Genomic DNA, 26,776 nt, shown 5'->3' with positions numbered 1-26,776 from the left:
AAGCCCCCTAAAGATCAACTCTGGGGCGCATTCTAACCATACGGCAACAATTCAAAATTGACGAATATAGCACGCATGTTATGCATATATGCATGGAATGGAAAAACATCGGCTTCGACTGGAACCACGCCCGCGCCTTCTATGTAACAGCAGAGCAAGGCTCGCTATCAGCTGCAAGCAGAGCGCTTGGCCTCACCCAGCCTACGCTGGGAAGGCAAGTCACCGCGCTGGAAGAAGAGTTGGGCGTCACGCTATTTGCCCGCATCGGCAACAAGCTTCAGCTTACACCCGCCGGACAAGAGCTGCTGGGTCACCTCAAGCAAATGGCAGAAGCTGCTGCCCGTTTCTCAATCAGCGCAGCAGGTACAACGGAAACCTTGGACGGAAAGGTAACCATCTCCGCCAGCGAGGTTTATGCCTTCCACCTCCTACCGCCGATCATCAAGAGCCTGCGAGAATCCTATCCGAATATGGAATTCGAGATTATCGCTTCCAATGCGCTTAGCGATATCCGCAAGCGTGAGGCCGATATTGCCATTCGCAATGCTCGCCCGAGCGATCCAGAACTCATTGCCCGCAACATTGGCGAGGATGAAGCGTATCTCTACGCCTCCCCAGCCTATCTACAGCGAGCGGGCACGCCGCAAACACCGGAAGATCTGCAACAAGCAACCATGATCGGCTTCGACAATGTGGAGATACTGCTCAAGGGCCTAAACGACTTTGGCCTTCCAGTTACGAGGGAGAGCTTCAAGGTACTCAGCGCCAGCCATCTCATTCAATGGCAGATGATCAAAAATGGGGCAGGCATCGGTGTCATGACGAAGCTTCTGGGTGATTCTGAACCCCAAGTGACCCGCGTTCTGGAAGAGTTCACATCTATTCGCTACCCCATTTGGCTGGTTACACACCGTGATTTGAAGACCACCCGTCGCTACCGCCTAGTTTTTGATCATCTAGTAAAATCACTTAAGGCCTTGATTTAGAAATATAATTATTTTTCCCAAGTGCGTCAGCATGTCTCATCCCGCCAAAAAATCATCTGCTATACCCTACACGCATATCTGCATTGCACAATTGTCATATTGAAACGCGCAATTTGCACTGCATATATACAACTGCTGTTGATCAAAACGGCACCGCAATCTCTCCTCCCCGCGGCGCTGTGATCTGGTCAACTGTTCCCCTCTGGAAGGTGATTGATACACTTTACTGTTTTCAATCAAATTTAGACTAGCCGGGCCACAAGCCCGGCACTTTTCTTTATAGTCCTGTAATTAAACGGGAATTCCTCACACCTGCCGATAATCCTACGTCCCACGCTCTTAGCGTTGAGGGTCTTGGCGCGCCATATGCATATGTATGGAGAACGCTTTTGGCAGGAAAGAAAAGGCTTCAATTTCCCGCAACTGGAAGTGCACGTTTTTTGAGCGGTAGGTCAGATAGCTTTTCGCGCTGCGCAATAACGCCTAAAGCCCCGCAACAGGCGCGCGAACCCAAAGAAAGGCCCCAACAATAAAAAGGGGCCAAAACTGCTGGACCAAAACTGCCAGACGAGGCCTACCAGCAACACTGATACAATTACCTAGCTTTCGGAAATTGAGGCAGCCATAGGCCGCCTCCCAGTTCATTGTATTCAGTTAGTTAGCCAGAGGGCCTCAATATGTTTGAAGTCAAGAGGACGGCAGTAATACTTACTCTTTGCGCAGTTTTTACAATTTACGGCGAACTATCACACGCCATCACCAACAGCACATTCCTGACGGACAACGCTAGCTTCATCGTCTCGTTGTTGGATCAGTAGGCGACACTGGCCGCCTACAGGTAGAGAGACTTTTCTTTGAGGTCTGGGTATAGCCCTGCGACCTGCTCCTCATAGCCATTGAACAGACGCGTTGGCACACGCTCGTTTGTGCCCAGCAACTGCTCCGTCTCCTGCGACCAACGCGGATGAGGCACATTAGGGTTCACATTCGCCCAGAAGCCATATTCCGATGGCGCAATAGTCTGCCAGAAAGTTTTTGGCTGCTCGGAAACAAAACTGATCTTCACAATTGATTTGATAGACTTGAACCCATACTTCCACGGCACGGCAAGGCGCAGCGGGGCTCCAAACTGTTTCGGTAATGGCTTGCCATAGATACCCGTTACCATGAAGGCCAGCTCGTTCGTCGCCTCATCAATGGTCAAGCCTTCAGTGTAAGGCCACGGATACCAGAACTGGCGCTGACCGCTGGCCACATCAGGGTCTTCGAATGTCTCGAAACGAATGAATTTCGCACCAGCCTTAGGCCCAGCCATCTTTACAAGGTCAGACAGCGCAAAGCCTGTCCATGGTACAGTCATAGCCCACGCCTCAACACAGCGATGGCGATAGACCCGCTCCTCAAGCTGCATCTTGCGGACCAGATCATCGAATTCAATGACTTGCGGGTTATCGACCTCACCATCAATCGTAATGGACCACGGGCGGATTTTAAGCGCTTGGGCTGCATCGGAAATACGTTTGTGCGAACCGAATTCGTAGAAATTGTTGTAGGTGGAGGCGTCCTTTTCAGGCGTCAGAGCGCGGCTCACCGTAAACCGGTCATCACGCTGTGCAGGGTAAAGGTTAGCAGTCGGGTCAGCTTCTTGCGCCAGAACAGAGCGTGGCAAAGCGCCGGCAGCCACCGCCCCCAAACCAAGAAAGCCCATGGACTTCACAAGAGCGCGCCTATTCATGAAGATCGCCTCAGGGGTCACTTCACGCTCTGGAATATGCCAGCTTTTGGGGTGAATAATGTTCATGGCCAATCCTCCTGCATTCTCTCAGCATAAGTATTGGCAGCTACACTTCAACTGCAAGTCAAGCTGAAGTGATCAACCCGTGCATGGGTTGGCCGTGACTTTAAAAGCACATAGAAAACCCCGCAAACCCTAGGGTTATGCGGGGCTCTCGGTTCTTAACTAACTTGCGACCTTCGCTTTATTGCTGCTGAACAATCTGGTCAGCAACTTTGCCGGAAAGCTCGGCCAGATGGTCGAAGGTCTTGGTGTAGCTGCCCACACCGGCTGTTGCAGAGCGAAGCTCAACGATAAGGTCGGTCACTTCACTTTCAGGAATGAGGGCTTGCACCTCATCCCATCCGTCCCAGCCTTCGCGAGCATCAAAACCAAGTATCTGACCTCTGCGGGACGAGATAATGGCGTTGATTTTCGCTGTCGCATCAGATGGGCAGTAGATGGAGCAGCGGGCAATCGGCTCAAGAAGAACCGGATTACACTGCGGTAGACCATCACGAACGCCCATGATAGCGGCCATGCGGAATGCTTGGTCGGAGCTGTCAACAGAGTGATAGGAGCCGTCCTTCAGGGTCACAGCAACATCCACGACAGGGAAGCCGAGCGGTCCCTTCGTCAATGCCTCTGATACGCCCTCACCAACGGACGGAATGTACTGCTTAGGCACCACGCCGCCGGTAATCGTGTCGTCAAACATATGCCCTTCACCGCGAGGCATAGGACGAATGTTGAGCACCACATCACCGAACTGACCGTGACCGCCACTCTGTTTCTTATGGCGAGAACGCAGCTCAGTGCTGCCACGAATGGTTTCGCGGTAAGGAACAGCCGGGGTGTAACGTTCAACGTTCAAGCCGTATTTGTTGCCAAGGCGCTCTATCGCAACGCGCAAGTGCATTTCACCCTGCCCGCCAAGAAGCGTCTCTCCGGTTTCCTGAACCTGATAAACCCGCAGTGACGGATCTTCCTCGGTTAGTTTGGTGAGAGCTGCAGTTAGGCGCACATCATCCTTTTTCTCCTTGGCACGAATGCCAGTAGAAAGAACAGGATCAAGCACTACAGGCGTAATAAGCTGCCTGCGAGGCTTCTTGCCAATACCAAGGGTATCGCAGGTGTCCACTTCCTCAAGTTTACCAAGGCCTACCAGATCACCAGCCTTAGCGCCGGAAATCTTGATGGCTTGCGAGCCTTGAAGACGGAAGAGACCGCTAGGGCGATACTCTTCACCATGCTTATCCGTTACCAGAGAGGTCTCGGTCAGGTTGCCGGAAAGCATGCGAGCCATGGAAAGCTTGCCGCCATGCTCTGTATGGAAAGTCTTCAGAACAACCAGCGTACCGGTGTCAGTCTCTTCCAGACCAAGGCGGGCTGCAGTTTGTTCATGGCCACAAGCTTCGTGACGCAGGGCCTTCCATAGGCGTCTGATGCCGTTACCTTTTTCGGCACTGCCGATAAACACAGGGCAGATATCGCCCTTGCGCATTTCTTTGACGAGATCCTCAAAGACCAGATCGTTCTCTGGAGTAATGTCTTCAAGAAGCTGTTCCATCAGCACATCATCGAGGTCTGCAAGCTGCTCCATCATGGAGTAGCGGGCTTCCACTTCGCGGCTGGTTTCTTCATCCGGAATGCCGATAACCTCGCTGGCCTGCCCTTCCTGATAAACAAAGGCACGCTCTAGCGCGAGATCGATAAAGCCGGTTGCGATACCGTTCTTCCAGATCGGAATCTGGCGCAGCACGAGCGGTACAGCAGAGGCTTTTTGCAAAAGCTCCAGTGTTTCGCGAACACGCTGGTTCGTACGGTCGATTTTGTTAAGGAAAAGAGCATGCGGTATGCCGCGGTCTTCCACGGCCTTTAAGATGACCTGCAATGCTGGAATTTTTTTGTCGTCGGGCTCGGCCACAACAATGACCATATCAACGCCGTCGAGTGCGTTGTTTTCTTCGGAAAGAAATTCGACTGAACCCGGGCAGTCGATGAAGTGGAAGGTATCTCCCTTATAATCACAGGAAGCGATATTGGTTTCCACGCTCATCACGTGTTCACGTGCTTCCTTCGAGCTATCTCCTAAAGACGTCTTACCGGTGACACTCCCTTGTCTCGGTATAGCCCCCGCTCGGGCAAGCATAGCTTCAAGCAGTGTTGTCTTTCCGCTAGCAAAAGGCCCTACGATCGCCACACAGCGAGGGCTGCTAACCCTGCCTACGGCATCTCCAAAGCGTTTATCTCCCATGATCGCTTCTCCGTGTCGTTATTGAGGTCGACACGCGCACCACGCCTTCCTGAAAGGGCGCGGTGTTACTGCGTACCTCCCTCTCTCCCTTCAGGAACAAGAGCATGGTCGCAGGAAATGGACAGGGATTGCAAGTAAGAAGACTGCGGCGGTCAAAAGTGTGACAGTCCGCCGCAGATTTTATTGTTTTTACCTAAGCATTTAAACGGGTTAACCGCTATTTGCTATTAGCGTTCCAGTGTCAGGCCGGTTACGCCAGCGGTCAGGTTGATGCCGGTCTGGCTCTGCAAAGATACTGGCTGCAGTGCGATAGAGCGGTTGAAACCACCTAGAAGAACGTTTGCCTGTACGCCTGCGCCAAGTGCTGCACCTGCAGAAACACCTGCGTATTTACCGGCAAGAGCTCCGGGCTTCATATTGGCGGCTGGAGCCAAGACACCCCATACGAGTGTACCGGATTTCACAGTTCCAATATCAAGGCCAAAGCTGGTGATTTTTCCGGTGTACGGCTGAGACTTGCCGTTAGCGTTTTTGAAATCGCAGCCAAGAGCGTGGCTGGAACCGATGATGAAGGTAGAGCCACCTTCGATCTTGCAGGTCAAAGTACCGATTTCAACGGTCGGACGGTTTTCATTGGTGGCCGGGGCTGCAGGCTGCGCTGTTGCAGCAGGTGCTGCTGGCTGTGCGGCTGGTTTTGCTGGCTGTGCTGCAAGAGCCGGAGCTGCAAGCATGACCAAGGCTAATCCGGTTGCGAGGGCTGTGTTTTTATACATTTTTGTTCTCCTCGGGTTACTGAAAAGTCAATGTCTAACCCACGGGAACAAAAACACAGATTTATGTCAAAGAAAGGTTTCCCCTAGAGTCAACCAAATGGTGAGTTGATAACCTCAAATTACGTATAAAATTTTCCTTTAAAACCATAGAGTTAATGAGATTCCCCCGTAAGTAACCGTTTATTAACCAAGAAAATCGAGACCTCTTTGTAACGTCTCCAAACGAACACTGTGGCAAGACTCTGTTAAACATCCCGCGAGATTCTATTGGCAATTAATACCAATGAGAATCGAGATGGTCCGCAAATATCAGTCCCTTACCGTTGCCGCTGCAACATTGCTAGTCGCCACTGCCCTGCCTAACCTGGCACAGGCGCAGTACTATGGTAACACAAGCCCGAACGCCCGTATCGCTGCCGCTTTCGGTACTCTTGAAGGCAAAGGTCTGGTTATCGCTAACGCTAACTTCGTTCAGGGTATGGCTTCCGGCTTTACCACCCAGTTCGACGTAAATGCTGGCGGCACCACCGAATACGGCTTCATCGGCGGCACAGCCCGCATGGGCTTCCGTCAGGCAGACAACGGCTACTTCGGCTTGGTTGGCTCCGCTTCCCACATCAACCGTGACAACGGCCAGTACGGCTATCTGGGCGCAGAAGCTCAGATGCACTTCGGCAACTTCTCCGTTGACGGCTTGATCGGTTACGAACTGTGGGATGACAATGACGGCGAAATCATGGGCGCAGTTACTGCCTCCATGTACATCACAGATAACATGCGTCTTTACGCAGGTTACCGTTATATCGCCGACAACAACACCTACGCTGCAGGTATGGAATTCCGTCCAAACGCCTATTCCGACCGTGGCATGACCTTGTTCGCAGACGCCCGTTTCCAGGATACCGACGACGTATCCATCATGGGTGGTGTACGCTTCTCCTTCAACGGTCAGCGCACCCTCAAGCAGGAAAACCGCAACGACTTCGTGAACAACAACCTGTTCATCGACGAGCTGCTGCCTCGCTAAACAGTAGGCAAAGCAAGCAACAAAAAAGGCGCCCGTTTGAGGCGCCTTTTATTTTACCTGAATTCAATAAGTCTTAGCCGCCCCAAAGCGATGGCTTCTGCCAGATCGCTGGCACCTTAAGCACACCAGACAGGCTTTCAGCGTCGTCACTGAGCGCGATAGACTGCCAGCCCGGCTCGTATTCTGCTGGGATCGGGCAAGGCGTAGTAATAGCGCTGTCGGTCACAAATCCGGTACGGCCATAGTATGCAGGATCACCAAAGACCATCATCTTTTTGAAGCCAGTAGCTTTAGCGCGGGCGATGCCTTCTTTGATCAGCGCGGTGCCGATACCCTGTTTGTGAAGGGCTGGAGTGACAGCCAGCGGCGCCAGTAGATAGATGCTGTTCTCAGCGCCTTCTACACCGCAAAGGCTGTAGCTGACATGTCCGACGACCTCACCGTTCTTTTCCGCGACCAGCGAGAGAAACTCGTCACCACCAGAAAGCAGTTCCTGCGCAACTGGCACCAGATCCTCTTCAGGAAACGCAAGCGGGTAAAACCCCAGAATTGCAGCGGTGTCTTCAGGTCTCGCGTCACGAATGATGAATGTGTCGGCCATATAGCCTTCCCTTATTGTTGTATCTTAAAAATAGAAAAGCCGCAGCGTGGCAGCTGCGGCTTCCCTTATATCAGTTTTGGCAGAACCCAAAGCTTATTTCAGGTTTCCGCAGAAACGCTGGATACGGGTGCATGCTTCGGTCAAAGCTTCGGTCGAAGTCGCGTAGGAAACGCGGAAGTTCGGACCAAGACCAAATGCAGAACCAGGAACCACTGCAACGCCTTCGCTTTCAAGAAGCTCAGCACAGAAGTCGAGATCGTTCTCGATCACTTTGCCGGACGGTGCGGTTTTACCAATGCAGTCAGCGCAGGAAGGGAACGCGTAGAACGCGCCTTCAGGCACTGGGCACTTCAGGCCCTTTGACTGGTTGAGCATGGACACAACAAGGTCACGGCGACCTTTGAACATGTCGTTGTTGACCGGAATAAAGTCCTGCGGACCGTTTAGTGCCTCAACCGCTGCCCACTGAGAAATGGAGCTTGGGTTAGAGGTGGACTGGGACTGCACCTTGGCCATTGCCTTGATGAGTTCCTGCGGGCCTGCAGCGTAACCGATACGCCAGCCGGTCATGGAGTATGCTTTGGAAACACCGTTCACGGTCAACGTACGGTCATAGAGCTTAGGCTCGACCTGCGCAGGTGTAGTGAACTCGAAATCGTCATAGACGAGGTGTTCGTACATATCGTCGGTCATCACCCAAACATGCGGGTGCTTCATCAATACGTCGGTCAGCGCCTTCAGTTCGTCACGGGTATAAGCCGCGCCGGAAGGGTTGGACGGAGAGTTGAAGATGAACCACTTGGTTTTAGGCGTGATTGCCGCTTCTAGTGCCTCAGGTGTGATCCTGAAGGTCGCCTTGTCAGCTTCAACGATGACAGGCTCACCACCAGCAAGCAGAACCATATCCGGATAGGACACCCAATAAGGGGTCGGGATGAGAACTTCATCGCCCGGATTGATCGTCGCAACAAGCGCATTGTAAAGCACCTGCTTACCGCCTGTACCAACGGTAACCTGGCTTGGCTCGTACTTCAGGCCGTTGTCACGCTCGAACTTTGCGCAGATTGCCTGCTTCAGTTCTGGAATGCCATCAACAGCTGTGTACTTCGTCTTGCCTTCATTGATCGCGGCAACGGCTGCTGCCTTGATATTTTCTGGGGTATCGAAGTCCGGCTCACCTGCACCAAGACCGATAACGTCTCGGCCAGCAGCTTTAAGTTCACGTGCCTTGTTGGTTACTGCAATGGTAGCAGAAGGTTTTACACGTGCTAGCGCGTCGGCAATAAAGCCCATTTTGCCCTCCATGAAAGCGGCGCTGTCTGCGAAGATATTTAGCTGGCGGACCCTAGGACGCACACAAAGGGAAAGCAAGACGCTTTGCCTTATTTTTCTTGAAAATTGATTGTTTCACCAAGGGCAACACCAGATTGCACGCAGTCTTACGAAAGCGATAAGCGCAGCTCCCCTTGTGTTTCTGTTACGCTCTGTTTAAGAGGCAGCAGGGCCTGCGCTCAAATAGAATATAACCCAAATTGTGATTACCGCTAATGACCGCCAATACGATCAAAGACTTGATTCGTCGTGCTACGAAAAGCCAGTTTCTACGTTTCTGTATGGTTGGTTTCTCCGGATTAGCGGTAGATAGTCTTGTACTAGCGTGTTTGCTTGCCTACACCGGAATGGGGCCGTTTCTCGCTCGCATCCTGTCCATTTTGGCAGCAATGACCAACAACTGGGCCCTGAACCGCATTTTCACCTTCAAGTCATCCGGCAAACGGCTGGAAGAGTTCCTGCGCTTTGTTGCAGTGAACGGCGTTGGCGCCCTTATCAACTATGCGATCTACAGTGGCCTGCTGCTCAATTTCCCTGAGCTTTCGCCCTTCATCGCCCTGTTCGTTGCAACCGTCTGTGCAACCGCCTTCAACTTTATCGGGTCAAAGCTGTTTGCCTTCAAATCTTAACGCATGTTTGGACTTTGAACTGGGATAGCCATTATTAATCAAGGAATTTGACCATTCTGGGCACGTTTCTGCCTCAAACCCCAACCACAACGTAGGGGTGGCAGTTAACGTTGAGGAGCACAACTTGGTGACCCAGTCCAGACCAACCATTGCGCGTGCTAAAGCAACCGCAAAGAAAACCAATATTGTCCTGCTCTATGCGGTAGTCAGCCTGCTTCCTCTGACTGCAGCAATTTCGGCAAACATTGGTAGTTTTGATCTGAAACAGTCACTGCTGCTATGCGGCCTCGTCGGGGCCTTTTTAGGCCTTGTGGCCACCCTCCAGTATTTCATCGTGGAGTTTCTCCGCGATCAATAAGCTCCCGCAAGAACTCCCTAGTTTTGCGAAAAGAAAGCCGGTGCGTGTCCCCCCGATCACGCACCGGCTTGGCACTCAAGGTCCGCCGCATAGACCGCAAAGAGTACCTGTGATTGCTTTGATGAGCGCCGAGCCTATAGTTAGTTGCGCCGCAATAACAAGGCCGGAAGGCTCTTAACCCGAAAATTTGTACCTTTGTTTGTAAGTGATCAAATTCTAGGGGATAGAAAATAACTGATCAAAAAGTCGGCAAACGACTATTCGTGGGACGAAAGACTGATTCGACCAGCCCCTTCCCCTTTGAACTTTAAATATAAAATTCTACCGTAGCTGTATGAATACTGCACGTAAACTGAGCATCTGTTAAAGATGACTACTGTTTCATCCTTGCAGTCCTGACACCTTCGGTGGATAACAATAGATGTAACCAACAGCGAGAAGTCCGATGACCAATGATCTCAACTTATCCGCTGATTCCGTTCGGATGATTGTACAAAAAGTCCGGGCCGCCAACTCAAGCCTTCCAGACACCTACGAGGCTGGCCACGACCCAGACTTCAGCTTTGACCCTGTCACTCTGGGCAATGCCCATCACCACGACAAGCTAGCGGAAGAAGAAGTAAACGACCTGACTACGGAAGAGGTGCGCGAACTTCTTGATGACCTGAATGTCGATGAAGCTGCCGAGCTTGTTGCCATAACGTGGATTGGCCGCGGGGATTTTGATGCCAGCGACTTTGAAGTCGCCCTGCTAGAGGCCAAGGAACGGGCAACCGGTTCCACTGCTTCCTACCTGCTCGGGCTCCCGCATTTAGCCGACCATCTGGAAAACGGCCTAGACGCCCTCAACCTTTGAGCGGCGAAAACCCGCTAAACGTCAGTAAAGTCCCGCCTGCCCTCATCATGCGTGTCACGGTACGCTCGTGCTCTTAAAACCGGCTCCATCAATAACAAGAATCCTTTTGGTGCGGAGAGTACGAACGTGTACGAAGAAGACTATGATGATGAAGACATGCCTATTGTCAAAAAAAGCAGGAGCCCGTGGCCCATTGCTGGCGCTGCGTTAAGTATCTGCACCGTCATCATTCTCTTGGGGTTTGTCTTTTAGGCGTATTGACGCTTGACCAACATTTGCTGCTAGTACGTATTTTACCCAAAATGCCAGTCATTTAGACGTACGGAGCACTCCATGTCGCGCGCCACAGCCAACCTTCTGCTTTTGCTTGCCGGTGTAATCTGGGGCATGGCGTTTATCGCCCAGTCTACGGCGATGGATGACATTGGACCCCTTCAGTTCTCCGGCATCCGTTTTCTGCTTGCCTTTATCGCAGTGCTGCCCTTTGTGTTTTGGGAAAAGCGCAGAAAGCCGAAGGCCAAGATTGAGCGCAAATACTGGCCTACCCTGCTGATTATCAGCGTCTGCTTCTTTCTCGGCCACGTACTGCAGCAGATCGGCATTATCCATACCTCGGTAACAAACGCTGGCTTCCTCACCGCTGCCTATGTGGTACTGACACCTTTCTTCGTGCTGTTCTTCTTTAAAGGCAGACCGGATTGGGTCATTTGGCCAGCAGCGTTCCTAACCCTCATTGGCATCTATCTCTTGAGTGGCGGAGACCTTAGCGCCCTTAACGTTGGTGACGCACTTATGATCGTGGCTGCGGTCTTCTGGGCGCTGCAGGTGATTTACCTTGGTAATGCAGCCCACGAGACAGGACGGCCTATCACGATTGCTGCAATCCAGTTCCTGTTTATCGGCGTGTTCGCCACGGGTCTGGGGCTAATCTTTGAAGAAGTATCGCTGGCCGCCATTCAGGCAGCCGCAGTGGAGCTTTTGTTTGCCGGTGTGCTTTCCGGCAGCCTTGCGTTCACCCTCCAAGCGATTGCGCAGCAGTGGACCAGACCGTCAGACGCGGCGATCTTCCTCTCCACCGAGGCACCGTTCGCTGCCATTTTCGCAGCAATCATGCTGGGAGAGCGCATACCGCCGATTGGCCTGTTTGGCTGCGCCCTCATCTTCACTGCTGTACTCCTGACCGAGCTTGGACCGCTTTACCTGAAACAGCGCAAAGCAAAGCACACGCTTTAGTCAGAGGAAGATAGCGCCGATATCTGGTCGATCCGCGCCAGCTTGTGCGGACGGTTCAAAATCTGGTTAAACGCCAGATAGTACCGGTAGATGTTCTTCACATACTGGATTGGCTCGAAACCCGCGACCTTGGCGACTTCCCACTCAACGTTATCGAACCACAGGTTCGGGTTCTCTGCTTTTTTGCGCACCCGCGCCACTCGGTTGGGACCAGCGTTGTATGCGGCCAAAGCCATGTAGATTTTCTCTACATCGGGAATTTCATCATCATTGAAGTAGTTATCGACCACCCAGCGCAGATACTTCGCGCCGGCTTCAATGTTCCCTTCAAGGGTTCTGAAGTTCTTGATGTTGACCGACTTGTCAGCGGCCGTTGATGGCAGCAACTGCATAATGCCGATAGCTCCGGCATGACTGCGAGACTTATGTTTGAAACGGGACTCCTGAAACGCCTGCGCTGCTAGCAACATCGGGTCGATATCATACTTCTCGCCGTACTTCTGGAAGAGCCCCTCAAGTTTCGTCAGCAGGCTGCGATACTTGAGTGCTTCAGGGTTCGCCAGACGAAGCGCAAGGTTCTCATGCCTCGCCAAAATATTGCGAGCCAGGATGCTCGTCTTCGGGTCGCTCAGCTCCATGTACTCGTTGATTTCTTCTTCAAGCTGAGGACTGTTCTGCCGTACCGCCCACGCGATGCTGGCCCCCTCGCGGATCGCCAGATCGTGGTGCAGCTTTACGTTCTTGAAGACAACGCTCCAGAATTTGCCGACGTGCTCATCAATCACCATGGCGGGGATCATCCCCACGTCGATCATCTCGTAAAGGTCCTCCTCCTCCAGCTTGTCATCTGCCAGCATAATCGTCACCGGCTCCAAGCCCATCTCGGCAAGCTCGACATTCACCTTCAGCAAACTGGGATAAAAGCTGCTCTCTCTGCGCACAAAGATCTGCATACCCTCAAGGTCTTCAATCGACTTGATGTCCGCAACGTTTGGCTGGGTGGCAATGACCTCACGAACGTCTTTGATGATGGGATCGGCGAAATCAACGTCTTCCTCCCGCTCCTCCGTCACCGTAAGCCCAGCGACGATCACATCACCCTGCCCAGCGATTAGCCGGTCGAATAGCTCATCAGGGTGAGTGGGAATAATAAGAACGCGGGTTTTATCCGCTTCCTTTTTGACCCCTTTGTTAAGCCGTTTCTCAAACTCGCGAAGAAGATCAGCCTGAAGCCCGCGCTCTTCCCCTTTGTCGATGTAAAATGCGGAAAGGGAGAATGGCACCAAAGCTCGCACAAAGCCGCGCTCGGTCATCTTGTCCAGATCACCCAAAGCGGGCTCCAGCGCCTTTTGAACCAGCAGGTCGCCCTTGGAAAGCGCGTCCTCCGGCTCTTTGGCCTTTTCTTCCGCCGGCCGAACAGGAATAGGCGTAGGGCCTTTAATCGTGTCAACGAATTTGGGTGCTTCGGGTTTGTCTTTTGGTGGAACCTCCGCCATCGCCGAAAACGGCAACAGCAGGCATCCTAGTGCCGAAAACACAAGCCAATGAAGACGCATGATGAAGGCCTCGCTCTTCTCTCAAGCAACTCCACCTCACGCTGCAACGCTCCCCGCGTGCTATTTGATTGCCGCCCGATACACGGACCGCATCTCACCCGATTTTTCACTGAGGACTATAGCCATGTACAGTCTCGGGGACAAACTTCTGCCGGCGCTATGGTAAGCAGCGCCGGCAAAACAAAGCTAACTCTTTCTAAAGGTTCGCGTTCCCGGACGGCCGCCAGTGCTGCGCCCCTTAGCCGGTTTACGGGAAGCACCTGCAGGTTTTGCAAGATCGGTACCCGGACCCATCTCGTCTAGTGTAGGCTTGCGCACTTTGGAGCCCTTAGGCAGGTTGGCCGCTGCGCCGTATTTCTTGTCACCAGCATAGCCACCACTCTTCTCCTCAACAGACGACTGCCTTGCCAACGGGTCATCAGCAATAGCCAGCTCGGTTTCCCGAAGACGCTTGACCTCATCGCGCAGCCTTGCCGCTGTCTCGAAGTCCAGATCAGCCGCAGCTTCGCGCATCTGTTTTTCAAGGTCTTCAATATAAGCCTTGAGGTTATGCCCGATCATGCTGCCTTCCTCAGCAAATCCGGCATCAACAGTAACGTGATCCTGCTCGTAAACGCTTTCCAGAATATCGCCGATAGAACGCTTTACGCTCTCAGGCGTAATGCCGTTCTCAAGGTTATACGTCTCCTGTTTCTCACGGCGGCGGTTGGTTTCCTTAATCGCACGGTCCATGGAGCCGGTAATTCTATCAGCGTACAGAATAACCTTGCCATCCACGTTACGCGCAGCACGGCCAATCGTCTGGATCAACGAAGTTTCAGAACGCAGGAAGCCTTCTTTATCCGCATCAAGAATAGCCACCAGCCCGCACTCTGGGATATCCAGACCCTCACGCAGCAAGTTAATGCCGATAAGCACATCGAAAGCGCCTAGACGCAGATCGCGGATGATCTCGATACGCTCAAGCGTATCAATGTCGGAGTGCATGTAGCGAACCCGAACACCATTCTCGTGCAAGTATTCTGTCAGATCTTCCGCCATGCGTTTGGTGAGCGTGGTAACAAGCGTGCGGTAACCGCGAGCGGCCACTTCACGCACCTCACCCAGAAGATCATCAACCTGCGTTTTGGCAGAACGAATATCGATATCAGGATCGGTAAGACCCGTCGGGCGAATGACCTGTTCGGCAAACACACCGCCAGCTTCTTCCATCTCCCACTTACCCGGCGTTGCGGATACCGCGATGGTTTGCGGGCGCATTGCGTCCCACTCCTCAAAGCGTAGCGGACGGTTGTCCATGCAAGACGGAAGACGGAAACCATATTCGGCAAGCGTCGCTTTACGACGGAAGTCGCCTCGGTACATGGCGCCAATCTGCGGAATGGTTACGTGACTTTCATCAGCAAACACAAGCGCATTATCCGGCAGGTATTCGAACAGCGTTGGCGGCGGCTCACCCGGTGCACGGCCAGTCAGATAACGGGAGTAGTTCTCGATACCCGCGCAAGCCCCTGTAGCCTCCATCATCTCTATATCAAAGGTACAGCGCTGCTCCAATCGCTGCGCTTCCAACAGGCGGCCGTGATCATTTAGCTCTTCAAGACGCTTCTTAAGCTCCGCCTTGATGGATTTCACCGCCTGGGTCAGTGTCGGCTTCGGCGTGACATAGTGCGAATTCGCATAGAATTTCACGTTTCCGAGGTCTGCAGACTTCTTCCCTGTAAGTGGATCAAACTCGGTGATGGATTCAACCTCATCCCCGAACATGGAAATACGCCAAGCACGATCTTCATAGTGAGCTGGAAACACTTCCACTGTATCCCCGCGCACACGAAACGTACCGCGCTGGAAAGCAGCATCGTTGCGCTTGTACTGAAGCGCCACGAGGTCTGCGAGGAACTGGCGCTGGTCGATACGCTCGCCCACTTCCAGACCAAAGGTCATCGCGGTGTAGGTTTCTACCGAACCGATACCGTAAATACAGGAGACCGAGGCTACGATGATAACATCATCGCGCTCCAGCAGAGCACGGGTTGCCGAGTGACGCATCCGGTCAATCTGCTCGTTGATGGAGCTTTCCTTCTCGATGAAGGTGTCCGTACGCGGAACATACGCTTCTGGCTGGTAATAATCGTAGTAGGAAACAAAGTACTCTACCGCATTCTCAGGAAAGAACGATTTGAACTCACCATACAGCTGCGCGGCCAGTGTCTTGTTAGGCGCGAGGATAAGCGCCGGACGCTGCGTCTGCGCGATAACCTGCGCCATAGTGTAGGTTTTACCGGATCCCGTTACACCAAGCAGAACCTGCGTACGCTCGCCCTCTGTGAGGCCTTCACATAGATCAGCAATCGCATAGGGCTGATCCCCCTTTGGCTCGTACTGAGACACAAGCTTGATGGGAACGCCGCCCTCGGACTTAGTCGGACGCTCTGGCCTGTGCGGCACCCACTCCTGACCGTCTTCTTCGGCGCGGCCACGCTCAATAAGATTGGCAAGTGCCTGAACAGTAGCGGTAGCGCCGGAAATCGTCGCAGACGCATCAGACTTCTTCTTGCGCTTGTTCTCCTTGGTATGCTTTTGAAGCATCGCTTCTGCATCTTCCAAGGACATATCTAGGCCAGCAACAGGATTAAGCCCGCCCGCTGCGCGATCCCTTGGTGAAGATGCCTTACCAATAGACGTACCACGCGCAGAGCGGGTACTGCTCTCTTTCTTGGCGGCCGCAGGCTTCTTGGGTTTCGTCGCCTTGCTCTCGGCTTTCTTCTCCGGCTTCGCGGTAGACTTCTCTGCCTTCGCCTTCAAAGCGCTAAGGTCTTCCTCTTCAACACTGTCGAACCAAGAAGAAATGCTCTCAGGCACCGGCGCACCAGATAAGGGCGGCTGCGGTGCCTCACCAAAGCCCTGCGGATCGGCTGGCTCTTGATTGTCGAGGTTCGGAGTGTCGGAGGAAGTCGTTTTCTTAGCCATGCAGGCAATATGGTCCGAGTCCATCCAAAAATAAAGAGTGTTCCCGCTTCGTTCCAGACATTAGATAGCACCAACAAAAAAGCGGAGCCGAAGCCCCGCTTAATTCTGTCTCTATAAACGTTCCTTAGAAGGAAACTGTCAGCTTGGTAGAAGCGACAAAGTTCCAAGAAGCATCGTAGGAGTATGTTGTAGTGGTAGTTGTGCCACCTTTAGTAGAGGAGTACTCGCCATCTTGTGCGGTTTTGTAGATAGCTTTACCGCCAAAACCAAGGTCCACGTTTTCGGAAAGCGCGTAGGAACCGCCAAGGCCGATGCTGTATGTGTCAGAATAAACATCCCCAATACCTTGATCCCAGCCAATGTTAGCGCCGAGAGCCAAATCGTCATTGAGACGATGAGCAACACCCGCTTCTACTGTCCAGCCATCTTTATAGTTGAGGTGACGAGTAAGCATTGGCGTACCCGCTGCTGTGTTCACAGTCAGGTCGTCAAGAACACTCCAGTCCATCCACTTCACGCCGAGCGATGCCATCCAGCCAGGAGCAAAGCCGCTCTGAACGCGAGCTTCGACAGACTGTGGAAGGGTCACGCTTGCTGCAATTGGAGTATCACTTGGGTTAGGGCCTGCTCCCAGAGTATCAACAGATAGCGCCCCAGCGAGATCAACATCCGTCGCACTGTCGTAAATCAACGTTGCACGAAGAGCGATTTCCGGCATCTCATAGGCCGCACCCAAGCGCCAACCGATGCCGCGTTCTTCAGAACTCAGGTCAAAGCTCGCCAAACCGGCGGGGTTAAGGGCGGGAGGCGGAGCCAAAGGTGACATTGCCTGCATGAGGAAATCGAGACTTACCGTCCGAACACCACCAAAGATCCGAATATTGCTGGATTCATTTAACTGATGCTTGTAGCTGACAACACCATCAATACCGAGTGCAGAAGCATCAGTTTTCACAAGCGAATAACGCCCGCCCCATGCCATTCCTGGATCTTCACTGATGATAAGAGGGGTGTGAACTTCCGCAAATACATCGAAGTTGCCCCAAACATTCGCTTTCGCCGCTACAGAGTTAACCCAAATGTCTGGAATGGCGTCTTTCGAAGCTTCGTTCAATCCAGGCGCGATACCCTGAACATCTTTATAGTCAACATTTCGGTCAACGTAAGCAGCCTGCCCTTCTACAACAAACTTCTTGTCGGAGAACAAGATTGCCATGCCGTCGATGCCGGTTGTATCCCAGCCGCTCGCCAGTGCAGTGGAGGACAATGCCATCGCCCCAAGTACGGCGCCAATCGGCGCAGCGTATACCGTCTTTTTCATAGGACCTCCCTCAACGCGTCACCCCTTTGGACGCTACTGTTTCATGCCTCAAGCACGTCAAACATCATTCAGGCGAAGGGTCTTCTGATCTCTCTTCACGCTGACCAGCGGCTGCCTGTTCTTTACGAGTTGGAATAAAGAGGCAAATTCAATCGCTTAATGTTCGACGCATAAAATATCCAAGATATTGTTAGGGCGGATATATTACAGGTCAAGAGGGGTATATAGCGGAATATACCTATGCACTTTTTGAAAGCACCTTTCAAAAAATGGGGCTCTCGGGGGATGGGTGGTAAAAGGGAAAAAAACTAAGAATTTTGCGTAAAATTACACGCGATATGAAACAGCAGTTAAAAATGTGACGAAAAACACGCCAATTAGCTGCATTGTGCACTTATTGTAAATAATGCCCAGTATTGATGTTTGTGTGACTTTTCAGCATCACAATCACACAGGTAGCCCAAGCGATTCCCTCAGGAAAACTGCGCAAACTATCGATTTTCTGCTGGTCTCTGGCACATTCGATAGACCTCAAGGATCTCATTATTAAGCTCCGAGGCTGGAACACCCTTCGTATACCGCTGCCATGTTCCGGAGGCCTTTATGCCGTCTAATGAACAAGTGCAGACAGCCTCGCAGACTTCTTTAGAAGCACTTTGGCTGCAAACGGCAGTGCACTCGTTCACGAACTGACGTTCCTGAGGAGACAGAACTACGCCCGTCTGCACGAATGCCCAAACCAGTCCGAAGAGGATTGGCTGATGCAGAAGGTAAATGGGAAGCGAATGCCGCCCAGCCCATGCAAGGCCTGACTGCCAGAGAGACGCTCCCGCACCACCTGCCAGAATAGTGAGACGATCCGATGCCTTCATAAGCCTTGCAGTCACCAAACCGAGCATCACAGCGCCGAACCAAGGAATGACAGGCACAAAATCGACACTGGAGCGCGCAGATGGCCCAATCCCAATCCAATCATACCAAGCACTTGGCGAAACCTGCTGGGCAGCCTGCCCGCCTATGCCCATCACTATTATTGCAACAACTGCGACCCAGAGCGGCGCTCGTATAAACGGAATTGCTAGCAGGCTTGTTACTGCAATCGCATGTAAGATGCCGAAACGAACCATCCCGTCGCCAAAGCTGAAATACGTTACAAACGAGACCAACGCCGCGGCAGCGACAATAATCGCTTCGCGTTTCCAGAAGGCTCGCCAACGCATTCCCTCACCATGAGCGAGAACTAAAGAAAAGCCGACAAGAAAAAGAAAACTGGATGCAATGAGCTGAGCAAATAATCTCCAACCATTTCCGTTGGAAACAGGCCAATCAACGAGTCGAAACCAAGACAAGTCCCAACTAAAATGATAGATGGCCATAGCAACAAGAGCCACACCACGGGCGATATCTATGTAGATCAGATGCCGCTTGCTGCTGTTTTTTTGCATTTTTGAAGCTTCCACTTAACCTTTTGCCTTCAATAGCCTAGAGGCTACATATACGTAGTATCTACTAATAATATCAATAATTTATAGTGAAAGTGCCATGATTCCGCCGCGATTTATGGATTATTTGCGCCGCGAATTAACCGACTATGGAGTTCACATGCCAACGATGTACCGCTCTGCCGGCACACGCCGCTCCTGCTTTGCTGTTATCGGCGCGTGCATGGCCCTCGTAGCTACGCTACCCCTCGCCATGCCTCAAGCCATGGCTAAAGAAAAATCTCCCGTGGCAACCCAATGCGGTAAAGCCTCGTGGTACGCAATGACATCAAAAACCGCAAGCGGTGAACGCGCAAGCCCATATACAATGACGGCCGCGCACCGCACTTTGCCTTTTGGTACCGTTGTAACTGTAACCAACAAGGCAAACGGCAAATCCGTTGATGTTCGCATTAACGACCGCGGACCCTTCGTAAAGGGCCGTGTTATTGACCTCACTAAAGCTGCTGCTGATAAAATTGGCTTCCTGAATGCTGGCGTTGCAAACGTTAAGCTGACCGTAAAAGGAAAAGGTGCCAATAAACTGAGCGGTTACAACTGCGCCGACAGTTAATAGGAAATTTCGGGGACTGGATTTCAAGAGTTTCAATAATTTCATTTAAGAAACGACAAGATCGCTTGATATCACTACCGTGTCTAGGCTATGAAAGCAGCTAATTCCGCAAGGTAATAGAACCATTTTTAGCGGATTCGAGCTGCATACAATCTATGGCAATTTCAGGCTTTCATTTCGGGCTATCGATTGCCCGTAAACTCTTGAGTTCAGTCCTACTTTCCAGTGCTGTATGCCTTACAGCGCCAGCCATGGCGCTTGAGGTTATGCCAACTGGAAACCGCAATATGGAACAGCCTCCAATTCCCGAGGCTTCCCGCGTTCGCACAAGCTCGTTCCAGCGGACCTACGAAAAGAAATTCCAGAAAATTCTCAGGGTCTTGAAACGCGATCGCACGCTGCTGAATAGAATTCGCGTGGCATCAGAGCGTTATGGTTTTGACCCGATACACCTCGTTGCCGCCATTGTGGGTGAGCACACTTATAACTATGACAGCCTCGATAGCGCGCAGAGCTATTACCTAAAGGCTATTCAGTATTCAGGCATTCGTCTTGAATTTGAACTCGACGACGAGCACGTTTCCAAGTTCGTAACCCGCCCTCAATTCGACACCTGTAACCAGTTTGAGCAAAGCAGCCGCAAATGGCGCTGTTATGAGCAGGTCTGGCGTGAAGAGTTCATGGGCAAGGTCGTGGATGGAAAGCAGTTCCCTCTCCTGCCATTCAACCGTACTTTCTTCTACCCAATGTTCGCAGGGCAAAGCTTTGGCATTGGCCAGCTTACGCCCCTAACTGCGCTTAAGATGAGTGATCGGGTAGAGACGATCAGCGGCTTCAGCCCCTTGTCTCCAGATAACGCCATGGAAATCTATAAGCGCGTTATGGATCCAGCGACCTCCATCGATTATTCCGCCGCCGTTATTGCAGATGCAATCGAGGCCTACAAGACCGTCGCAGGTATAGACATCTCGACAAATCCGGGCATCACAGCGACCCTCTACAACCTCGGAAACCCTTGGGAAAGAGCCGAAGTTTTGCGGAAGAAGCGGGAGAAAGAGCCAGAAGTGCTGCCTAGCGAAAACTATTACGGCTGGCTGGCAAACGAACGTTTGGAAGAGTTGCGAGCCGTCTTGAAGTAGAGCGCGACCGGCGCACTCTTAATTGCCCAACCTACAACTGATCTGGAATTGGCAGCGCACTGAAAAATGCGCTGCTTTTGCTTATGACTGCTTACTTTAGAAACGGATTGGATTTCCGCTCATCACCGAATGTAGAGGCTGAGCCATGGCCCGGCAGGAACGTGATGTCGTCTCCAAGCGGCAGCAGCTTATCTTTAATGGAGGAAATCAGGGTCGCGTAGTCTCCGCCCGGAAGGTCTGTACGACCAATGGAACCTGCAAACAATACGTCACCAACTACGGCAAACTTCAGCTCTGGAGTGTAGAAAACGACGTGACCTGGAGAGTGGCCTGGGCAATGCAGCACCTGAAACTCTACACCGGCAACATCAACAGTATCGCCTTCATTCAGCCATTGATCCGGCGTGAAACTGCGAACGTTTGGCAGTCCAAACTGCTTCGCCTGCTTACCAACACCGTCAATGAGAGATTTCTCATCTTCATGAGGACCGATAATAGGTACGCCCAAACGCTCTGAGAGATCAGCAGCAGCGCCAATATGGTCGATATGGCCATGTGTGATGAGGATTTTCTCAATTTCCAGCCCATTGTTTGCAATGGCTTCAAGGATAATGTCCGCATCTCCACCTGGATCAACTACCGCGCCCTTCTTTGTAACTGGAGAATACAAAATCGCACAGTTCTGCTGGAATGGCGTTACAGGAACGACAGTTACCTGTAACTCATGCTTGGTGCTCTCATCGCTACGGCTCATACGCCACAATCCCTTGTCTCGTAAAATACTGAAACCCTAGCTACAGGAGAAACGCCTTCAAAGAAATGGTTAAGACCCCGAACTGCCAAGGTTTCCGTAGCCCCAGCCAGAAACTGCGCGGAAGCGCCAAGAATCGACCTTTTGGTCAACTTTCCTTGGGCATGTATTCCTCATTTAAATAAATAAGTATATCAACCAACAATACTCGCGAAAAAATCGGCCTAACTCGCTGCATTTTACCCCGATAAACTACGAGGAACTACGTAATCTGCGAGTTACCCCTTATTTTAGAGGGGTTTCAGCGAATTTTAATACGCTTTCTCTTGCTCTTTTCCCTGAGTGAACTTTATGATGCCACCCTGTGCATGAGCAGTTGATGGTTGTATAGCTTTTGGTGCCCGCAATTTGTACCTCTAAACGCCATTTCTTGCTGGGTACAGCTCTGTATTTTGGATAGTTTTTAGCCACAAATACAGCTTATCACCTACCTTAAAGCCTCCAAGCTTTAAGGTATTACTTTGGTTGCCGATAAATTCATGAGGAATATCGGCAAGAAAGGCGATTACGTAATGTACAATGGGAATTCGGGCCGCCGGAACCGCACCAAGCGTGGGGGCAAACGCGAATTTGGAGATTCGCAAGGTTTTGGCCCGGACTTTGGTGCTCCGGACTTTTTGCAAACAGATTCCGGTTTCGGTTACGCTCCTAGTTATGAAAACAACCGCGGCAGAGGAAACCGTGGCGATTTTCAGGAACGCTCTGACCAAGGCGCCAACCCAGGTCGCTCCTTTAGAAGCGACGGTAACCGCGGGGGTTATCGCGGTGAAGGAAATAATGAGAACGGTGGCTATCGCGGCGGTAACCGCGGTGGAGCAGATCGCGGCCGTCCTGATCGCGGCGGATTTAACAATGATGGCCCAAAACGTGAAAGCCGTGGACGCCCACCGGTAGAACGCGGACCGCGTCAGCCGGGTGTTGTTAAATTCTTTAAGGAAGACAAAGGTTTCGGCTTCATCACTCCTGATGATGGCTCCGATGACGTCTTTGTTCACATCTCTGCTGTTGAGCGTTCTGGTTTGCAGAGCTTGGCAAGTGGACAAAAAATCTCTTTCGAGACTGAGCCAGACCGCAAAGGCAAAGGCCCTAAAGCTGTCGAGCTGCGCCTTGAAGAAGGTGAAGCTGCTCCAGCTGGCGACGCGCTGGACCAAGGTTTCGAAAGCGAAGGCTTCGGCGACAACTAATCGGGGTGTTCAGCATCCTGACGGAAGTGAAAAGGCGGCCTTGGGCCGCCTTTTCTTTTACATTGCCCGCCCTTCACATACGGTCAATTTGTGTTGCGAGAAGCGGTCCAACACAATAAATAAGGCCCAACGAAACCGGCATGAGCCGCTGAAAATAAAGAGAAGCAATGAATTACAGACACATCTACCATGCTGGCAATTTGGGTGACGTTCTCAAGCACATCGTGCTTGGCGTAATCATTGACTATCTCAAGAAGAAAGACGCTCCATTCCGCATTATGGACACGCACGCAGGTGTTGGTCTTTATGACCTGACATCTGAAAAGGCTCAGAAAACCGGAGAATGGCAGCAGGGCGTTGGCAAGATTATTGATGCCGATATACCTGCAGATGTTGAAGCGGTTCTGGAGCCATGGCTTTCCGTTGTTCGTGAACTTAACCCGCAAGGCGGGGTCAATCTTTATCCCGGTTCGCCGGAAATCGCCCGCAGTCTTCTGCGCCAGCAAGACCGTCTTACCCTCACTGAACTTCATCCACTAGACTTTGACGAGCTCACCGAAAACTTCGGCGGAGATAAAAAGGTAAAGGTCATCGAGTTGGATGCATGGCTTGCACTTGGCAGCTTTGTCCCTCCAAAAGAGCGCCGCGGTGCTGTGCTGATTGATCCGGCATTTGAAGTTGAAGACGAGTTCGACCGTTTAGCAGAAGGCGCGATCCGCGGATACAAACGCTGGCAGACCGGAACCTACGCTCTTTGGTATCCAATTAAAGAACGCAAGGCAGTTCAAAAGCTTGTGGCACGATTGGAAGACGCTGGCGTTAAAAACGTCCTTGCTCTGGAACTTTCAGCAGGCCGCATTTCACCCGAAGCTCCAATGCGCTCCAGCGGCATGGTTGTCATCAACCCACCGTGGACACTGGCAAGCTCTATGAAAACCGCCCTGCCTTGGGTTTGCGATACGCTCGCCCAAGGTGAAGGTGCAATGTGGTCTGTCGAGCAGGTGATTTCAGAATAAGGCCCCCATAGATCAGTGAATTGACCAGACTCGGGGCATGTTACATCGTGCCCCAAGTTAACCCACTGATTCATTGGAGGCGACATGCTTCGCGGACTGCTCTCTGGCCTTAGCGCACTTCTTCTTTCAGCTAGCTTGAGCGTACCGGCAGTCGCCGCAGATATCGGAGGGTACCCGACCCAGACCCCGACTGGGGAAGAGCCCCGCGTCTACTTCTCTTTGTCTGGTGACCCACGCGTTCCTTTTTGTGATGAAGGAGCGGTATCGCGCACTGTCAAACGTCAGATCCGTAGAGCAGATGAATCCTATTACGGCGGCCTCACAATTTCTGAAATCAACTATATTCAGGAAACCGGCTTCCAACTCGGCAATCCAAGCCCTGTAGCCCGCCGGTATTGCGCGGCAAGGGCAATCCTCTCCGATGGTTCACACCGCGCTCTCTACTACATGGTGGTGGAACATGACGGATTCGTTGGCGTCTCGTGGAACGTGCAGGCCTGCCTTGATGGTTTGGACAAATACCGCGTCTATGACGGGCGATGCAGAACGGTACGCATCTCACCCTTCTAACTGCGCACCCGTATAAGTGGTGCACAGTTCTACGCACTCAGCCGCAAAACTACGAACCTACAGAAACACTTAAACGAACTATAGTGCCGCGAAACGCTTCGGGGCCACTATGCAATACTCCATCTATTTCGCGACACATGACGCGCATACCAAACAGATCATCTCCAAAATCCAAGAGCATCTGGAAGCAGCCGGACATACTGTAAATCCGGTTGAGCTTTCTAGCGGCAAAGAGCCGTTGGCCGAATGGCATGAAGATCATCGCATCATCGTGGCTGTTCCAATCCGCTACGGCTTCCACCTGCCAGCAGTGCGCCGCTTCGTTAAACGCAACATCGTAAGATTGAACAGCGAGCAAACGGCCTTTATTTCCGTCAACCTCACCGCTCGCAAGCCGAACAAGAATACTGCTGAAACCAATTTCTACTGCCGCAAGTATCTGGAACGCTCCGGTCTTGAGCCAAAGAAAGCCGCTGTATTCGCAGGCATGCTCAACTACCCGATCTACAATATCTTTGATCGCGTAATGATCCAGCTCATCATGGTGATCACCGGTGGTCCGACCGACGCCAGCCAGAAATACGAGTTCACCGATTGGGGTCGTGTGGATGATTTCGCGCAGGAACTCGCGGACTGGGATACGCCAATATTCCGCTAAGAAACCGATTGGCCAGCACACTTGCAGGTCGGCCGATGACAACGCTCTGCGTTTCCCAAAATGCGCTTGTTAGACCAAGCACTTGCAATTGAGTAGAAATCCGGCATTCTGCCACCCAGACGTGTTATTAAACCAAGGGTGCGCATAATGCTGGTTCTACGCTCTTCGCCTGCTTCTCCATTCGGGCGGAAAATCAAAATCGCAGCAGCTGTTCTGGGTCTTTCCGACCATATTTCCGTAGAAAACGCTGATACGACCAACGCCAGCGATAGCCTTCGCAGCCAGAACCCGCTGGGAAAAATTCCAGCGCTTATTCTAGAGGATGGTTCGGTGCTTTATGACAGCCGCGTCATCACCGAATATCTCGACTATATGGCAGGTGGCGAAAAGTTGCTGCCAGCAGGTGCGGAGCGTTTTGAAGTTCTAACCCAGCAGGCGCTGGCAGATGGCATTATGGATGCAGCCCTTCAGATCGTTTACGAAGGCCGCTTCCGCGCAGAAGACAAGCAGTTGCCGGAATGGGTTGCTTACCAGCAGGAAAAGATCGATCGCGCTCTGGGTTCCTTTGACACCAAGCCGCTGCATTACGTTGCCCATAACTCACCAAATGCCGCGCAAATCGCGCTGGCCTGTGCGTTGGGTTATCTGGATCTGCGTTTGGAAGGAAAATGGCGTGAAAACCACACGAATGTTGTGGCTTGGCTGGATGACTTTTCATCGGCAGTGCCATCATTCGAAGCAACCCGCATGAAAGTCTAGTTTTACCGCTTGCAGTAAGCACTGCCAGCAGAAAACAAAAAAGGCGTGCGCTGTTTCCAGCGCACGCCCTTCCATAAGAACCCTGACGGGAACCTATTAGAACTTAACTGCTACACCAGCGCGAACGATGTGATCGTCCAGAGCGATTTTAGAGGTGTTTGCGCCAAGATCGAAAGACTGCTTGCCGAAGTCCTGGTAGTTGTATTCTACGCGAGCCAGAACGCGGTCAGTTACAGCGTGCTCAAGACCAGCACCGAGGGTGTAACCGAAAGCGGTGGTGGAATCTTTGAAGCCGTTGTCGTGTGCTTTGAAGTTAGCGAACGCTACACCACCGGTACCATAAACCATGGTGCGGTCCATTGCGTAACCAGCGCGTGCACGCAGGGTGCCGTTCCAGTCGGACTCAAGCTTGGTGGTGCCCTGTTTGTTGGTGAAGTCGTTGTAAGAGATGTCTGCTTCAGCACCCAGAACAACGTTTGGAGTTACCATGAAGTTGTAACCGCCGAATACGCCAACGTTTACGCCATCGGTGTTTTTGTCCAGAGCGCCAGTTGCGTTCTGCTTACCGTTTGCGCCGAGGAAGCCCCAACCAATGTTGGCACCAACGTATGCACCGTTCCAGTCGTAGGTTTCATACACAACTGCTTCTTCATAAACGATCTGTTCAGCTTCCTGTGGGAGGTCAGCAGCCAGAGCAGGGGCAGCAACAACGGAAAGTGCAACAGCAGCAAGGGAAATGCGCTTCATAATATCGTCTCCATATTTTTGATGGAACCTTCGTTGAACACGAGGTCCTTATGAACACCGGATCGGGCCCCCCGATCTCGCGTTGAAAGAGATATGCTGACCCAATGTGGCTGGATCCGTTGTCAAAAACGGAGAATTCATGGCGAATTAAGGAGCGAATGTGA

The 26,776-nt window shown here is 52.1% G+C and carries 24 protein-coding genes; 13 read left to right on the top strand and 11 right to left on the bottom strand.

Annotated features, from left to right (window positions below):
- The first annotated feature begins 92 nt into the window (after positions 1–92).
- On the top strand, positions 93–986 hold the full coding sequence (locus tag E1162_RS17645; RefSeq protein WP_155134145.1) for a LysR family transcriptional regulator: 894 nt from the start codon (positions 93–95) through the stop codon (positions 984–986).
- Between the two features lie 832 nt (positions 987–1,818).
- Here the strand turns inward: E1162_RS17645 and msrP are convergent.
- The 3 genes from msrP to E1162_RS17630 form a co-directional block, all read right to left on the bottom strand.
- Positions 1,819–2,787 (bottom strand): protein-methionine-sulfoxide reductase catalytic subunit MsrP, encoded by a 969-nt coding sequence (msrP, locus tag E1162_RS17640; protein WP_155134142.1) that lies wholly within the window; start codon positions 2,785–2,787, stop codon positions 1,819–1,821.
- A 178-nt stretch (positions 2,788–2,965) separates the two neighbouring features.
- Entirely contained in the window at positions 2,966–5,017 is a 2,052-nt protein-coding gene (locus E1162_RS17635) for an elongation factor G (RefSeq protein WP_155134139.1), read from the bottom strand.
- Between the two features lie 227 nt (positions 5,018–5,244).
- Positions 5,245–5,790, bottom strand: coding sequence for a DUF992 domain-containing protein (locus E1162_RS17630; RefSeq protein ID WP_257099098.1), 546 nt, complete (start codon positions 5,788–5,790; stop codon positions 5,245–5,247).
- Positions 5,791–6,085: 295 nt separating this feature from the next.
- Between E1162_RS17630 and E1162_RS17625 the strand changes: the two genes are divergently transcribed.
- Positions 6,086–6,817 carry a hypothetical protein gene (locus tag E1162_RS17625; protein WP_155134136.1) on the top strand — a complete coding sequence of 244 codons (732 nt, stop codon included), beginning with the start codon at positions 6,086–6,088 and terminating at the stop codon, positions 6,815–6,817.
- Positions 6,818–6,890: 73 nt separating this feature from the next.
- Here the strand turns inward: E1162_RS17625 and E1162_RS17620 are convergent, their stop codons facing one another.
- On the bottom strand, positions 6,891–7,418 hold the full coding sequence (locus tag E1162_RS17620; protein WP_155134133.1) for a GNAT family N-acetyltransferase: 528 nt from the start codon (positions 7,416–7,418) through the stop codon (positions 6,891–6,893).
- A 93-nt stretch (positions 7,419–7,511) separates the two neighbouring features.
- Positions 7,512–8,711 carry a pyridoxal phosphate-dependent aminotransferase gene (locus E1162_RS17615; protein WP_155134130.1) on the bottom strand — a complete coding sequence of 400 codons (1,200 nt, stop codon included), beginning with the start codon at positions 8,709–8,711 and terminating at the stop codon, positions 7,512–7,514.
- A 254-nt stretch (positions 8,712–8,965) separates the two neighbouring features.
- On the opposite strand from E1162_RS17615, the gene E1162_RS17610 reads away from it, so the two are divergent.
- The 4 genes from E1162_RS17610 (at position 8,966) to E1162_RS17595 (ending at position 11,826) form a co-directional block, all read left to right on the top strand.
- Positions 8,966–9,379 carry a GtrA family protein gene (locus E1162_RS17610; protein WP_155134127.1) on the top strand — a complete coding sequence of 138 codons (414 nt, stop codon included), beginning with the start codon at positions 8,966–8,968 and terminating at the stop codon, positions 9,377–9,379.
- Between the two features lie 127 nt (positions 9,380–9,506).
- A complete protein-coding gene (locus tag E1162_RS17605) occupies positions 9,507–9,737 on the top strand; it encodes a hypothetical protein (RefSeq protein WP_155134124.1) in 231 nt (76 codons plus the stop codon).
- Positions 9,738–10,182: 445 nt separating this feature from the next.
- Complete coding sequence (locus E1162_RS17600; RefSeq protein ID WP_155134121.1) at positions 10,183–10,593, top strand: DUF3775 domain-containing protein; 411 nt, start codon at positions 10,183–10,185, stop codon at positions 10,591–10,593.
- A gap of 333 nt (positions 10,594–10,926) precedes the next feature.
- Positions 10,927–11,826: a DMT family transporter gene (locus E1162_RS17595; RefSeq protein ID WP_155134118.1), complete on the top strand. Its 900-nt coding sequence runs from the start codon at positions 10,927–10,929 to the stop codon at positions 11,824–11,826.
- On the opposite strand, the gene E1162_RS17590 is transcribed toward E1162_RS17595, so the two are convergent.
- From E1162_RS17590 to E1162_RS17575, 4 genes are all read right to left on the bottom strand, one after another.
- On the bottom strand, positions 11,823–13,382 hold the full coding sequence (locus E1162_RS17590; RefSeq protein WP_155134115.1) for an MltF family protein: 1,560 nt from the start codon (positions 13,380–13,382) through the stop codon (positions 11,823–11,825). The two genes, E1162_RS17595 and E1162_RS17590, sit on opposite strands and share 4 nt — an antisense overlap.
- A 186-nt stretch (positions 13,383–13,568) precedes the next feature.
- The gene (gene uvrB / locus E1162_RS17585) at positions 13,569–16,352 is read right to left on the bottom strand and encodes an excinuclease ABC subunit UvrB (protein WP_155134112.1); all 2,784 of its coding nucleotides are present in this window, start codon (positions 16,350–16,352) and stop codon (positions 13,569–13,571) included.
- 124 nt (positions 16,353–16,476) lie between these two features.
- Positions 16,477–17,673: an OmpP1/FadL family transporter gene (locus E1162_RS17580; protein ID WP_155134109.1), complete on the bottom strand. Its 1,197-nt coding sequence runs from the start codon at positions 17,671–17,673 to the stop codon at positions 16,477–16,479.
- 491 nt (positions 17,674–18,164) lie between these two features.
- A complete protein-coding gene (locus E1162_RS17575; RefSeq protein ID WP_155134106.1) occupies positions 18,165–19,118 on the bottom strand; it encodes an acetyltransferase domain-containing protein in 954 nt (317 codons plus the stop codon).
- A 166-nt stretch (positions 19,119–19,284) separates the two neighbouring features.
- On the opposite strand from E1162_RS17575, the gene E1162_RS17570 reads away from it, so the two are divergent.
- Positions 19,285–19,728 carry a septal ring lytic transglycosylase RlpA family protein gene (locus tag E1162_RS17570; protein WP_371312028.1) on the top strand — a complete coding sequence of 148 codons (444 nt, stop codon included), beginning with the start codon at positions 19,285–19,287 and terminating at the stop codon, positions 19,726–19,728.
- Between the two features lie 155 nt (positions 19,729–19,883).
- Positions 19,884–20,867: a DUF1402 family protein gene (locus E1162_RS17565; protein ID WP_155134103.1), complete on the top strand. Its 984-nt coding sequence runs from the start codon at positions 19,884–19,886 to the stop codon at positions 20,865–20,867.
- Positions 20,868–20,958: 91 nt separating this feature from the next.
- Here E1162_RS17565 and E1162_RS17560 read toward each other — a convergent pair whose 3' ends face one another.
- On the bottom strand, positions 20,959–21,621 hold the full coding sequence (locus E1162_RS17560; RefSeq protein ID WP_155134100.1) for an MBL fold metallo-hydrolase: 663 nt from the start codon (positions 21,619–21,621) through the stop codon (positions 20,959–20,961).
- 569 nt (positions 21,622–22,190) lie between these two features.
- Between E1162_RS17560 and E1162_RS19730 the strand changes: the two genes are divergently transcribed.
- From E1162_RS19730 to E1162_RS17535, 5 genes are all read left to right on the top strand, one after another.
- Positions 22,191–22,862, top strand: a complete 672-nt coding sequence (locus E1162_RS19730; protein ID WP_155134097.1) for a cold-shock protein — start codon at positions 22,191–22,193, stop codon at positions 22,860–22,862.
- 167 nt (positions 22,863–23,029) lie between these two features.
- Positions 23,030–23,878 (top strand): 23S rRNA (adenine(2030)-N(6))-methyltransferase RlmJ, encoded by an 849-nt coding sequence (locus E1162_RS17550; protein ID WP_155134094.1) that lies wholly within the window; start codon positions 23,030–23,032, stop codon positions 23,876–23,878.
- Positions 23,879–23,962: 84 nt separating this feature from the next.
- Positions 23,963–24,448 (top strand): cytoplasmic protein, encoded by a 486-nt coding sequence (locus E1162_RS17545; protein ID WP_155134091.1) that lies wholly within the window; start codon positions 23,963–23,965, stop codon positions 24,446–24,448.
- A gap of 109 nt (positions 24,449–24,557) precedes the next feature.
- Entirely contained in the window at positions 24,558–25,106 is a 549-nt protein-coding gene (gene hemG, locus E1162_RS17540; RefSeq protein ID WP_155134088.1) for a menaquinone-dependent protoporphyrinogen IX dehydrogenase, read from the top strand.
- A 147-nt stretch (positions 25,107–25,253) separates the two neighbouring features.
- Complete coding sequence (locus tag E1162_RS17535; RefSeq protein WP_155134085.1) at positions 25,254–25,865, top strand: glutathione S-transferase; 612 nt, start codon at positions 25,254–25,256, stop codon at positions 25,863–25,865.
- Positions 25,866–25,961: 96 nt separating this feature from the next.
- Here E1162_RS17535 and E1162_RS17530 read toward each other — a convergent pair whose 3' ends face one another.
- A complete protein-coding gene (locus E1162_RS17530) occupies positions 25,962–26,612 on the bottom strand; it encodes an outer membrane protein (protein ID WP_155134083.1) in 651 nt (216 codons plus the stop codon).
- Between the last annotated feature and the right edge of the window lie 164 nt (positions 26,613–26,776).

Source organism: Pseudovibrio flavus (assembly GCF_009711345.1).
Classification (GTDB): Bacteria; Pseudomonadota; Alphaproteobacteria; order Rhizobiales; family Stappiaceae; genus Pseudovibrio; species Pseudovibrio flavus.
The sequence above is the reverse complement of the archived record's forward strand: the minus strand, read 5'-3'. Positions and strand labels throughout refer to the sequence as shown.